Below are 13,519 nucleotides of genomic sequence, written 5' to 3' on the forward strand. Positions count from 1 at the left end.
AATGAGTGGGGTTATGGAAGACATCGCTAATAATAGTCAATCGGATCAGATGGACATTCAGGAATTTGATGAATTGATGGAATTGGTCTTTGCTTATACTGCGGCGGCCCATGATTTTGGGTTTACCCACAAAATGAACAACCGTTTCACTGCACTTTCCATGAATGCTTCCTTTTTAAAAAAAGCACTTGAGAACAAGGATTACGACAAAGCCACAACAAAGGCTGCTCAGGTCTCGGAATCCATTACCAACCTGGTAAAATTTTCACAAGATCTCATGAGCACAGACCTTATACCTTCAGAAACCAAACACCTGGAGTTTCCCAGAATGATTTCAGCTGCCATGGGTAAGCTTTTGAATCTTCACCCTTTTAAAGGCATAAATCTCAGGCAAGACCTTCTCCCCGACCCGTTCAGCACTGAGGCGAATCCAGGAATCATCTGGATATTTCTGTATACATATTTGAAAAATGCGAAACGGTATGAGATAGAGGGACCCATTCTACTGAGCACTGCATTTGAAGCTGAGAATAATCAATATTTAATCAAAACAGACGTTCAAAAGATTCTGAAAGCTCCAGAGCAAGGATCTGAAGAATCAGCACTGGTTTTTCCATCAGCTGGAGAAATACCCCTGCGCTATCTAGCCAGAGTGATCAGAAATGTATCCTCAAAATTTGAATTGATCCATCAACCAGAAAGACCTTTGAGTCTTGAGCTCAGGATTACCCTATCCCATAACGAGTAGCTGGTTTATATAAACCGGTTTTTATCACCCATTGTGGTTTATATAAACCGTCCCTATCTTGAAGAATCATTCCATAAAACCTAGATAAGACTTGTAATAAAGGCACTCACGAGGTTTTTTGATAAGAATTGCATTACTTAATGGATTAGTCTTGTCAACCACTTAAAACATTAATTTACAGTTGTGTAAAAGGGAAATGAACTTCCCGAAAGTTTGGTTAATTCATATAAATCACCTGCTTCTTCGGTCACTTAATACCCTCTCCCACGACCGGCTACAAAGACTGGCACGAAAATTGGACTTGTGATACATAGCCTTATCATAGTATCTTGTGTCTATTGCTTAAAGTTATGCATTAAGAATTTCGGCATGACACTTTTGGAAAACGTTATAGATTTGGCAAAGTAAACTTGAGGAGCATTGCTCCGAAATCAAGCTATCATCCATGATTTATGGAATCTTGATTTGTTTACTTAATATGTAAAACATACGATTGGGGATACACTCGTTAATAGGAGAAATCTGTTAGCGATTAATAATAGAGTAATTCTTTAGGAAGGAATCGTCTCATGAAACATCGTAATTGGTTGCGGATCACAGTACTGATCTTTGCGGTCTTAGTACTCAATTTCTGCTCTGTAAACCCATTAACTCCGGACATTGATGGTGATATGTCTTTGGAGAATGGAACACCGCTGGATCAGATCACCTGGGCTAATTGGAACCCCGAAGCCACAGCAGTCCTTGAAGCTGAACAGGACAATGCATTGGGTCGAAGGGCTCGCGGATATGCCTCTAAGAATATACATAACCACATCGGTGGAAATGTAGGTGGTCGCATGACATTCGGCAATCGGGTCGTTGTGCCTGAATATGCCTTCGAAGAGTCAAATTTGGAAATAAGTATTCGCGTGCTGAACTATAACAGGTCTGGACAGACAGCTGCTGGTGTCGAGTTCCTACCTAGCAGACACTATGATGCTGATATGTATATTACCCTCAGCTGGGAATTTCTGGATGTTGACGGGGATGACTGGGAAAGTCTTAACCTGCAACCATATTTCAGTGAGGACCTGGGACAAACATGGTTTCCTGTGGAAGCTTACATCGTCGATCCTGAAGAAAAGACTATTAATTTTGCCATTGATCACTTCACTCAATATGGATGGGCTCTTGGCGAGGATGAAGACGATTAAGCATGTTAATTCATGTATGTTTTTCTATTTACTATCGCCAACAAATAATAATAAAGAAGACATAAATTATGGGTGACACAAATTTACAATCCTTCTTAAGCGCTGTTCACAAGCTGGCAGTTAGAAGATGTGGGCAAGATTTTGCTGACTATCTGATACGTCTGCGAAGCGAGCGTGAGAGGCTGCTAAAGAAGAGTTGGAAGAAGACCGCACCAGAGGAACTAGGGAGCAAGACTGAAATTTTCAGAGAGATCGATTTTGATACAATTCAGCTTCATTCCGCCAAGTTCCTGGAAGAGCGTCAATACCTTGGATTACTTTACGAGATTGCCAAAATAGCCATTCCTTATGGTCAATTTCACAAAGCTCAGCAACTGCTTCTGCTATTGAAGGATCATTCTGCTCTCTTAAAGGATGATAACTTCGCCGTACAGGTTCATCAGAGATTAGGTGATATTTCTTTTTATCTCTCGGATTTCAATACAAGCCTGACCGAATATGAACTCTGTATGGATTACTATATCAAGCTAAAGAATCCTCAGCTACTCGCCGGAGTAATGCTTTCTATAAGTGTTGTTCTCGTAGAGAAAGGTGAGGTAGATCGTGCTGAGAGTCTGATGCAGGAAGCCAAAGCGCTTGCTACAGAGTATCAGCTCAACAGAAAGTTGATTAAGATCAACATGAACCTGGGTAATATTTACCATATGAAGGGTTCCTACGATGACTCACTAAGCCATCTGATGCAAACACTCGAGCTACTGGGTGATAATGATGATCATTCTATCAGGGCGAGAATTCTGCATAATATCGGACTTGCCTACAAGGCGAAACACGAAGATGCAAAAGCATTGGAGAACTTTAATCAGAGTATCGAACTGTCTACCACGGCAGAGAATAACTATATGAAGAGCCTCACATATCTGGAGAAGTCAGAGATCCTCTACCGCGAGGATGATCTGTCCGCTGGAACCGCATTGGCTACATCAGCGTTTCAGGCATTCTCTCAGTTCGGTGATCGGCTGAGTATCGGTGAGACCTACAAGATACTTGGTATGATATCCGGTAAACGGAAGAACTATCGTACTGCCCAGGCATTCCTGGAGAATAGTCTCAGGATATGTAGAGACCATAATAAACCCTTGAACGTTGGTCAAACTCAGGTTGAGTTAGCCCATCTCTTCATGGAGCAGGGAGATACCGATAAGGCTATTGAGTTGCTCAAAGATGCCAAAGCCAGCTTTGTTGATTTACATGCACTGGCTCGGGTATCAGAAGTTGAGGGTGAGTTATCCACCCTGATGGAATAGCGTTACAAGCTGTACCTCCGAAAAACGCGTATCAATAATGGTTGTCAAACCTACCCGGAATTTTAATTGTTTCGGGTAGGTTTTCGGAGTTCAGCTACAACTTGATTTCTATCGGCTTGGGCAAGGTAATCTCTTGCTTAATAATATTATAAAGTCAAATTATCCATTATCAGACTGCTAACATATAGTCTGATTAATCATTTATAAGGTAGGCAATGCAGCCTAAACAGAACAAACTTCGCCTTCAGGATGCCCTGGACCACCTGACAGATATCATCGTCTTAGCCGATGTGGATTATCAGATAATTGATGCAAATCAGTCAGCCAACATCATTATTGGACAGGGCAATAAACTCAGTGGCTTAAAATGCTATAAGATGATTCATGACAAAGATGCGCCCTGTGACAATTGTCCCCTCCCCGCCTCTCTTGAGACCGGGAGCCTGGTGAACTCCAATTATTTTGATGCACGATATGGTGAATTCTTTGAAGAACGCACACATCCCATCGTTGATGATGATGATGGTCTGCAAGGGTTTATCATCACGGTTCGAAACATCAGTGATATCCGGGCAGCTGAGGATGAATCTGCACAGTCCAGACGACTGGCGTCCATTGGTAAGTTAACTGCTGGTGCAGCCCATGATTTTAACAACGTGATGGCTGAAGTGATGGGGCAGATACATCTTATCAAAAAATCAGCAACAGATCCCAAGCTGCTGAGACAACTGGATCTTCTTGAAGGATCCACCCGTACTGGTTCAGATACAATTCGACGTATGCTGGATTTTGCCCGTGGAGGACGGGTCACCGAGAAAGAAACAATAGATACATCAAGCCTGATGCAAAACGTTGTCTATATGACCCAGCCAAGATGGATGGAAGTGCAGCAGAAGGAAGGCGTTATCATTTCCACAATAAGTGATTTTAAGCCAGAATTGTACATTGAAGGCAGTAAATCTGAAATTATTAACGCGGTTACCAACTTGATCTTCAATGCTGTAGATGCCATGCCAGATGGGGGTTTGCTCACCATGTCCACTGCTGAGTATGATGGTAAGATTCACATCAATGTTCAGGATACTGGAACAGGAATGACCGAAGATGTGCGAAACCGCATTTTTGATCCTTTTTTCAGTACCAAAGGGAGCTCTGGCACCGGTCTTGGGTTAAGTGAGGTCTATGGCACCATAAAACGGCACGATGGTGAAATCATAGTCGATAGTGAGGTGGGTATCGGGACCATGATGACCCTCAGTTTTGATAAGGTTGATACGGGCCCTGTGGAAATACCTATTCTGAAACTGGAAGTCCCTCCCATCCGTATTCTGGCAGTGGATGATAATGAGTACTTTACAGAGATACTCAATGAGTTACTCACTTCTGAAGGACATACGGTTTCCACCCACACGTCAACTGCCAACGCTTTCAAGGATTTCGAACAAAACCAGTATGATCTGGTCATTACGGATATGGAGATGCCTGAATTGGGTGGTCGAGAATTCGCAGAAATGATTAAATTAACGGGAAAGAGGACACCGGTTCTACTGCTATCAGGCTGGCCAATTTTCCTTGAGGATGAACCTAATCTGGCAAAATTTATCGACTTCGCGCTGGCCAAACCTTTCACGGTGGAAGACATTCAGGAAATTATTCTCAAAGCCATAGAGTTTGGTAAATAAGCTTTTACCCCACCCTGCTTCACCTGCTACACGAACCATCCAGAACATTTTTTCCAAGTGCCACATGGGCAGAGATAATGAGGGCTAATCACTAAACCTCTCTTACAGGGTTCTCTTGTCTGAATAACTCAGCCTGTTGATCCTGCCAGGCTCCAGCAAGCGTTCTGAAGGTGCTATCAGCATGAGCGAAGAAAATCTTGAATGCTTCACAGAGATAGTGTAGCCCACTCCCCTCACCTTGAAGGAGGCGATCCTTTGGGCAACCGCCTCGGCACAATGCCAACCATTCGCAGGCGTTACATTCCCAGGGTAATATTGATTTAGCTGATCCAAATCGTATCTGTTGATCTCCATTGAGCATATCTATCAATTTTAACTCATTGACATTCCCAAGAAGATTTTCAGAATCCACATAGAAATCGCACGAGTAGATGCTCCCCTCATGCTCTATGGTAAGATAGACACCACAGTCTGCCAGGAGGGTACAGTCTGCCGGTGGATGCCCAACATACTTACGAAAAACTGAATCAAAGAATCGTATGGATGTTTTCGCCACCAGATCATCAATATCCAGGGCCCAGAGATCGAAGGTACGGCACAGGAATTCGCCATATTCCTCAGGACTAACAGTATATAGCGCTAAATCTGAGGGTGCATCGCCATACTCCACACAGGGGATGAACTGTATGTGATCCAATCCAAGGTCCTTATGAAATTGGTAGATCTCCTCAGGATATTTCACGGAGTAATCATTTACCACAACAAGCACATTGACATCAACTTGATGCTCAAGCATGAGGGTTGCAGCATCTCTCACTTTTTCAAAGGAGGGCTCGCCTGCCTTATCTACACGATAGTGATCGTGGACATGGGCAGGTCCATCCAACGAGAGTCCCACGAGAAATTTATTCTGGTGCAAGAAGGTAGCCCATTGCCCATCAATGAGGGTTCCATTCGTCTGTAGTGCATTCTCTACTTGTGTTCCCCTGGCATACTTCTGTTGAAGCTTAATTGCTTTTTCGTAGAAAGGCAGACCCATCAGAGTTGGCTCGCCCCCTTGCCAGGCAAAGGATATCTGACTTCTGGACTGCTCTAGCGCCTGCTTAATAATGGTGTCCAGGGTTTGCTCGGACATGCGGTGAATTTTCGACTCTGGGAAGAGGGCTTCCTTTTCCAGATAAAAACAATATTTACAATCCAGATTACAGTCAGGACCTGCTGGTTTGATAAGCAGGCTATTTAGGGGAAGATATTTCTGCCGCACTATCCCGACACTTCTCTCATATACCCCGTTGATAGCATCTCAGTGCTGACGAATATAAATTTGTGAATTACATCAGCCATTAATTGGCAATCGAGTTATGTATTCTCCAGTCAATTCAGCAATGGCATTCAGCAGTGCCGGAGGAGTTGGTGGCACAGGCGGCTCTCCTGCTCCTGTGGGCGCTTCTTCACTCTTCACAATGTGAATGTCCATAATGGGAGTTTCATCCATTTTTAGAAGTGGATAGTTATGGAAGTTGGATTGATTAACACGTCCATTTTCAAGCGTGATCTTGCCATGCAGGGCTGCGGTGAGTCCCATGACGATACCGCCTTCCACTTGAGCCCGAACTCCATCAGGATTGATAACCTGGCCACAATCAATGGCAGCTGTCATTCTATGAATACGGAACTCACCTGACTTCTCCTGGCTTACCTCAGCAACCATGGCGCAATAACTGCGAAAACTATAATGAACAGCTAACCCTCTGGCATGACCCTGTTCAAGGGTACTGCCCCAGCCACTTTTTTCTGCGACCAGATCAAGGACACCAATGTGACGCGGAGAGTCCTTGAGTAATTCTCGGCGATAGGTATAGGGATCCTGTCCTGCAAGCCTGGCAAGTGCGTCTAACCCACATTCATTGACAAAGGCATTCTGAGTGTGGGCTACGGATCGAAATGGTCCTGTGGGTACAGGCAGGGGCGTCATAACCACATCAACATGGATATTGGGGATGGAATAGACCAGATCGGGAGCACCACCTGTAATGGTCCCATGCCAGCCAACCTGAGGACCAGAAACCGTATGTTTCCAATAGAGAGCTTCACCCCTGTCACCTATCCCAGCTTTCAGACGATGCACCGTAGCCGGTCTATAGGTTCCATGTTTGATATCCTCATCCCGCATGCGTACCACTTTCACGGGTTCAGAAAAGTGTTTGGCGACTTCAACTGCATCTACTGTATAATCAGCGGCTAAGCGTCTCCCGAATGCCCCACCCATTCTCAGCGTGTGCAGGATTATCCTGGCATCATCAAAGCCCGTAATACTCTTGGCAGCTTCAAAACTTGCCCCTGGATTCTGAGTCGGAGCCCAAATCTCGCAGATTCCGTCATAGAAATGGGCAGTACAATTATTGGGTTCTTGCGGCGCATGATCCAGATAGGGTACTTCAAAGAGCAGCTCCAATGATTTAGCGGCTTTCTTCTTGGATATGTTTCCATCATCCCTGAGTACCTCTCCAGGTCGATCAAGGGCTGTCAGCATCCTCTGCCGTATATCTGCACTATTCAGATTGGCGCTTGGTCCTGGATCAAAATTGACTTTCAGGGCTTTTCGACCTTGAATCGCAGACCATGTATCATTGGCAACGACTGCGACACCACTGGATACCTGCACCACAGCCTTAACGCCTGGAACCTGCATGGTTTCGCTATCGTCATAGTCCAAAACCTGGCCATCAAAGGTGGGAATTCTCTTGATCACTGCGGTCAGCATGCCTGGAAGTGTAAAATCATATCCAAAGATCAGACTGCCATCAACTTTATAAGCAGAGTCCAGACTTTTGATGGATCGACCAATGATCTTGAAGTCCTTGGGATCTTTGAGAATGGGCTTTTCAGGAACATCCACACTGGCGGCCAATGCTGCAAGGTTCCCATAGCTCATTTTTTTTCGAGTACCCTGGAGATGGACATACCCCTCACTGGCGTAGCATTTATCTGGTGAAACCTCCCATTTTCCAGCGGCGGCAAGAACCAACATCATTCTGGCAGTTGCCCCGGCCTCACGCAGTCGGTTATAGTGCGTTCGAATGCTGGCACTCCCACCTGTAGTCTGACTGCCGAAAACGGGATTGAAATCTCCCTGGACAACACGCACTTTGCTCCAATCGGCTTCAAGTTCTTCGGCCAGGATCATGGGCAGGGCAGTATAAATCTTTTGTCCCATCTCACTTCGAGGCATGACAACCGTGACGGTATCATCAGATCCAATACTCACATAGATGTTTGGTTCAAAAGTAAATGTCTCAATTTGTGTCCTGCTTTCACACCGACTTATTGAGAAACCTAAGAGTAGAGCAGCTGTTGATCCTGAACTCAGTTTTATGAATTCACGCCGAGAGATCTGGCCCATCTTTAGCTCAGTCATCCTGCACCTCCCCTGATACCGTGTGGATGGCCTTGCGAATTCTCTGATATGTCCCGCAGCGGCAGAGCACACCTTTCATGGCGGCATCGATCTCTGCATCAGTTGGATTGGAATTATTTTCCAGGAGTTCGACAGCAGTCATGATCTGTCCAGGTTGGCAATAGCCACATTGGGGAACCTCTTCATCAACCCAGGCCTGTTGAACGGCATGTAGTCCGTCCTTTGCAAGACCTTCAATGGTGGTAACAGATTTATTTTCAACAGAAGCTACGGGTGTGATACAGGATTTCGCAGTTTTGCCTTCAATATGCACTGTACAACTGCCACAGATGCCTATACCACAGCTGTATTTGGTTCCAGTGAAACCCAGTGTATCCCGAATGACCCATAGGAGAGGTGTTTTGGGATCTACCTCAACAGAAACTTGTTGCCCATTCAATTGAAATGAAACCTTGGTAATCATGTGAATCCCCTTTGTATAAGATCAGACAATATTATACAATGATATCCAAGGGAGGGACACAAGAAATATACCTAAATCATGATAGGTAATAAGCTCTGAAGATTATGGATTATTGTACTTTCAGTAAAAATCAGTCCGTCTTGCGAAGGAAGAAATCAACCAGTCCGAATACACAGAGCAGAATAAGAAGTGCCTGTAGCTGAGTGATGACACTCGTGGTAAGCAATGGGGTTTGCAGCCAGCCCAGAGAAATCACACTAAACTTAATAAAATAATAAGCGAGTTTTGAAATGAGAACCGCCCCCAGAAAAGCGACCAGGCCACTTGATCTGCTTTGAGATAGCATACCAAGCACAAAGGCAAACACCATCAGTTCTCCACTCATGATCAAAAACTTGGGAAAGACGGGATGACCCGTACTCAGGAAGGATAAAACTGGGAGAGCCGCTGCAATTCCCATAGAATTCCCTCGATTTGAATAGACAACCGTGATCAAAACCAGGATCTTCATGGGGTCGAACTGATAGAGCGGAAAAGGCAGAATATGTGCAAAAACGATGGTTACATAAAAGCTTACAAGGACAAGTGCATCTACCAGGGCAACCCGTGACAACGAATTTGGAACAGCCAGTCTGTCCATATTAACTGATCTCATTTATGACCTTTCGTGTTTCTCAAAAAATCCAATCCTACCATGATTTCATTAAAAATTCATCCAGGGATAAAGCTTGGATATTCTCGTGCAGCAACAATTCAAGCTGCTCCGGTGTATTATATCCCCAGGTGGCACAATAGACCCGAGCACTGGAATCCTGTTTCGCTTCCAGAATGGTTCCCACATGATCGTCTATGAAATGAACCTGCTCACGCTCAACGCCCCTTTTGGTCTGAATCGAGTTCAGAATCTCGGGCTTACGTAATGTTTTGACAGCCTGAAACATTTGATCGGACCTCAAAGCTATTCCATTGTGCTCTAATATGAGGCGAACAGAAACCAGATCCTTGGTGGTGACGATAAATATCTCCCCAACATCCCTTGATTTTAAAAATGAAGCCATGCCTGGATACAGTGGGTTCAGATTCAGCCAGCTCTCGGGATTTTGAGTTTGAAGCCGCTCCCGCTCAGCATAAAAGAGTCGACGATATTCCTCCCGGTGGATTTCATTATTGTCCAGGAAGCCATCAAACTTAGCCTGGGTTAGAAATTGCCTTTTTTCAGACATGGCCAGGAGGAGAAAAACATAATCTTCTCCACGTCTGATTAGTGGACGCAGATTACGAAACTCCCCTATTTCAAGATCGCTGAACCCACTGAGATCCTTCCGAGGTTCATAGTCCCAATTAGCATGAGTGAAGGCGTTGTAGGCTGTTACCATGCACTCATCTATGCTATCTGCAATTACCCCGTCAAAATCAAGTGCTAGCATCTGGTAGCCTGCTGATTAACGCTGTACGCGTGCAGAACCGCCACTGGCAAATGCTTCCACCTCAGCCAATCTGGCCATGGTTACATCACCGGGGAAGGTTGTCGATAGCGCTCCATGAGCCCATCCCAATCGGAGTGATTGGTCCAGGTCTCTCCCATCCAGAATACCGTAAATCAATCCTGATGCGAATCCATCTCCTCCACCTATGCGATCAAGTACATTTAATTCACAGGTGGGACTGATAGCCTGCCCTTCTGGGGTCCACACAACGGCACCCCACTGATGGCGGTTGGCAGATTCCACCTCACGCATGGTGGTAGCCACCATTTTCACGTTGGGGAAATCACGATGAACTTCTGACATCATCTGGAAGAAGATGGAGGTATCCAATTTCGATTTTTTCTCCACATTGGGACCCTTTACGCCCAGTCCCATCTGCAGGTCTTCCTCATTGCCAATAAGCACATCTACATACCTAACTATTTTCTTGAAGGTTGCCTGAGCCTGATCAATACCCCCCATGGATTCCCATAGTTTGCCACGATAATTCAAATCAAAGGAAGTGATGGCACCGGATTTTTTCGCAGCCTTCATCGCCTCGATAATCAACTCGGAGGTAGTTTCTGAGAGAGCTGCAAAAATACCACCAGAATGGAACCAGCGCACGCCTCTACCAAAGATATCATCCCAGTCAAAATCACCTGTTTTCAACATGGCTCCTGCTTCATTGGCGCGATTGTAAAAGACAACGGGTGGTCTGACACCATAGCCTACATCACTATATACGGTGGCAATGTTTGGTCCTCGCGCTCCATCGTGTTTAAACCACTTATAGATTGGTTTGACGCCCATTTCCCGGACACGTGTTTGTACCATTTCACCAATGCCATAATCAACCATGGCAGTTGCGATACCCGTTTTAAGACCAAAGCAATCAGCCAGATTCGCGGCACAATTATACTCACCACCTGAAACGTGAATACTCAATGATCTTGCTTTGCGAAAGGGATATCTACCTGGATCCAGGCGATGGACCAGGGCGCCCAGGGATAGGAAATCCAGCTCACAGTTATCTTGTCTAATGTCTAATTTTGCCATTGTCTTAACCTTTATTAATTTTTAATCGATATAACATTTCACCGGCTTTGGGGACATAAAGAACCCCTTCTTCCTCGCGGTCTTGATAATCTTCAATATTTATTGTGGCTGGATCACGATAACCGAGATTGATCCTCTTGCAGGTCTCTTCAGGAATTCCCGTTGCCAGGATTACATTTACTCGGGGTTTCTCTACCCCATCCTGGTAGGTGCCAATTCCCTTGACATGGGTGGAATGAGCCATTACCCCACCTGGGATATCCGTGAATCTATCTGGTTGTTTTACGAAATAGTCACGGACGTGGTACCCTATCTGCTCGATAATCTCACCATGCATCTCTGACACCTGGGTGATATGAGGGGCAAAAATGATAAGATCACCTCCATCAGCAACCACTGGTTCAAGTTTGTACATGCATTTGCCACCTGTCCAGAGTTCATCATACATTTGAGGGGCTCGTGAGAGGACCGTATGGTAAGATCGATTGGTATAGACGATATGAAGTCTATCTGACAGGTTTGAAGCGGCTTCCCAGGCATCCTCAGGCGTTCCAATGTATAAGCCAGCCAGCTCTGTGCCCTTTATGACAAGACTCATGCACATTCTTTCCACTGGAAGGAATGAAGCAGCCTTATCCACCACAGCTCGAACTGGTGTATATTTGTGACCAATAATCATGGGATTGGTGATGAGCGCACCCAGCCAGTGAAACATATCTATGATTTCCTGACCTGCTATTCCAGGGAAGAGATATTTATTACCTCCCGAGAACCCCACAACTTCATGGGGGAAGGTTGGACCAATAATGAGGAGGATATCATAATCGTAAACCATTTTGTTGATGGTTACACTGACTGCTTCTTCCATCAATCCACCGGATAATTCAGAAACATCCTCTGCAGAGAAGGTTCCAGCAACTTTTAGTTGAGCTGGGTCCTGCCAATGATGGGTGAAGAATCGGGCTTTGGGATAGCGTGAGGTGCGTTCTTCCTGGGTAATTCCTACCCTATGATTAATCGCTTCATCGGTCATGGGAGGATGGGTTCCCAGGGCGACTATAAAATCTAGCCACTCCACGTGTTCAGACAGTTCAGCATATACCAGCCTGAACATGAGGTCGATGGGTGCTGTCCTGGTATGATCCGGGATAATGCACAAAACCTTCTTGTCCTGCATCTCTCTGGAGGAAAAGCTCTCCTTAATCAGATTCCTGACTTCAGCCTCGGAGACTGATCTGTCTGTAAAACCCAGTCCTAACATGCGGTTTTACCTCCTATGGACCTTATCAAACATCATAGGTTGTCGCTGAGGTATTGCCACCCCGTCCCGTCCAATTTGTGTGAAACCATTCACCACGGGCCTTATCAATGCGCTCATAGGTGTGGGCACCAAAGTAATCGCGTTGGGCCTGGAGCAAATTGGCTGGAAGCCGCTCAGAACGATACCCATCATAGAATGCCAGGGCAGCGCCCATAGCTGGCATGGGCACACCCAATTCAATGGCTTTGGTAATAACTCTGCGCCAGGCAGCCTGTGCTTTGGTAACTGCCTCGGTAAAAAATGGGTCCAACAGGAGATTTGTTAAGTCGTGATTTGCTTCAAAAGCATCCTTGATTTTCCCCAGAAAGGCAGACCGGATAATACAACCACCACGCCACATAAGTGCAATACCACCGTAGTTGAGGTTCCAGCCATAACTTAATGCCGCTGAGCGCATTAGCTGATATCCCTGAGCATAGGAAACGATTTTTGAGGCATACAGGGCATCTTCCAGATCATCAATGAAGGCTGCCTTATCTGCAATGCTGGATTTTTCAGGACCGATGAGAATCTTCGATGCTTCACGGCGTTCGTCTTTGATAGCTGAAAGTGCTCTGGCAAAAACGGCTTCGCCGATCAATGTCAGGGGCATCCCTTCATCCAGGGCAGCAATTGCTGTCCATTTACCAGTGCCCTTCTGGCCAGCTGTATCCAGGATAAGATCGACGGTGGCATCACCATTCTCATCTTTGTAGCCCAGGATATCTCGGGTGATCTCAATGAGGTATGAATCCAACTTCCCTGTATTCCATTTGGCAAAGACTTTGGTCATCTCTTCATTGGACATGCCCAGTCCCTGACTCATCATCTGATAAGTTTCACAGATCATCTGCATATCGCCATATTCAATTCCATTGTG

The 13,519-nt window shown here is 45.4% G+C and carries 12 protein-coding genes; 4 read left to right on the top strand and 8 right to left on the bottom strand.

The annotated features are described in order from the left end of the window. Positions 1-13 precede the first annotated feature (13 nt). From ISR87_09830 to ISR87_09845, 4 genes are all read left to right on the top strand, one after another. Positions 14-748, top strand: coding sequence for a hypothetical protein (locus ISR87_09830; protein MBL7025745.1), 735 nt, complete (start codon positions 14-16; stop codon positions 746-748). Positions 749-1,317: 569 nt separating this feature from the next. Further along, on the top strand, positions 1,318-1,944 hold the full coding sequence (locus tag ISR87_09835; protein ID MBL7025746.1) for a hypothetical protein: 627 nt from the start codon (positions 1,318-1,320) through the stop codon (positions 1,942-1,944). 68 nt (positions 1,945-2,012) lie between these two features. Next, positions 2,013-3,251, top strand: coding sequence for a tetratricopeptide repeat protein (locus ISR87_09840; protein MBL7025747.1), 1,239 nt, complete (start codon positions 2,013-2,015; stop codon positions 3,249-3,251). Between the two features lie 215 nt (positions 3,252-3,466). Beyond that, positions 3,467-4,933: a response regulator gene (locus ISR87_09845; protein ID MBL7025748.1), complete on the top strand. Its 1,467-nt coding sequence runs from the start codon at positions 3,467-3,469 to the stop codon at positions 4,931-4,933. A 91-nt stretch (positions 4,934-5,024) separates the two neighbouring features. Here ISR87_09845 and ISR87_09850 read toward each other — a convergent pair whose 3' ends face one another. The 8 genes from ISR87_09850 to gnd form a co-directional block, all read right to left on the bottom strand. Next, positions 5,025-6,197, bottom strand: coding sequence for an anaerobic sulfatase maturase (locus ISR87_09850; protein MBL7025749.1), 1,173 nt, complete (start codon positions 6,195-6,197; stop codon positions 5,025-5,027). Between the two features lie 72 nt (positions 6,198-6,269). Then, the gene (locus tag ISR87_09855) at positions 6,270-8,351 is read right to left on the bottom strand and encodes a xanthine dehydrogenase family protein molybdopterin-binding subunit (protein MBL7025750.1); all 2,082 of its coding nucleotides are present in this window, start codon (positions 8,349-8,351) and stop codon (positions 6,270-6,272) included. Then, a complete protein-coding gene (locus ISR87_09860) occupies positions 8,344-8,814 on the bottom strand; it encodes a (2Fe-2S)-binding protein (protein ID MBL7025751.1) in 471 nt (156 codons plus the stop codon). The genes ISR87_09855 and ISR87_09860 overlap by 8 nt, the downstream gene beginning before the upstream one ends. Before the next feature lie 130 nt (positions 8,815-8,944). Next, a complete protein-coding gene (locus ISR87_09865; protein ID MBL7025752.1) occupies positions 8,945-9,469 on the bottom strand; it encodes a hypothetical protein in 525 nt (174 codons plus the stop codon). 34 nt (positions 9,470-9,503) lie between these two features. Then, on the bottom strand, positions 9,504-10,241 hold the full coding sequence (locus ISR87_09870) for a hypothetical protein (GenBank protein ID MBL7025753.1): 738 nt from the start codon (positions 10,239-10,241) through the stop codon (positions 9,504-9,506). A gap of 15 nt (positions 10,242-10,256) precedes the next feature. Continuing rightward, complete coding sequence (locus ISR87_09875; protein MBL7025754.1) at positions 10,257-11,339, bottom strand: sugar kinase; 1,083 nt, start codon at positions 11,337-11,339, stop codon at positions 10,257-10,259. 4 nt (positions 11,340-11,343) lie between these two features. After that, positions 11,344-12,600, bottom strand: coding sequence for a DUF2088 domain-containing protein (locus ISR87_09880; GenBank protein MBL7025755.1), 1,257 nt, complete (start codon positions 12,598-12,600; stop codon positions 11,344-11,346). A 25-nt stretch (positions 12,601-12,625) separates the two neighbouring features. Continuing rightward, the coding region (gnd, locus tag ISR87_09885; GenBank protein ID MBL7025756.1) for a decarboxylating NADP(+)-dependent phosphogluconate dehydrogenase at positions 12,626-13,519 on the bottom strand (894 nt) is incomplete at its 5' end.

The organism is Candidatus Neomarinimicrobiota bacterium, assembly GCA_016784545.1.
Lineage (GTDB): Bacteria > Fidelibacterota > UBA8477 > UBA8477 > JABMPR01 > JABMPR01.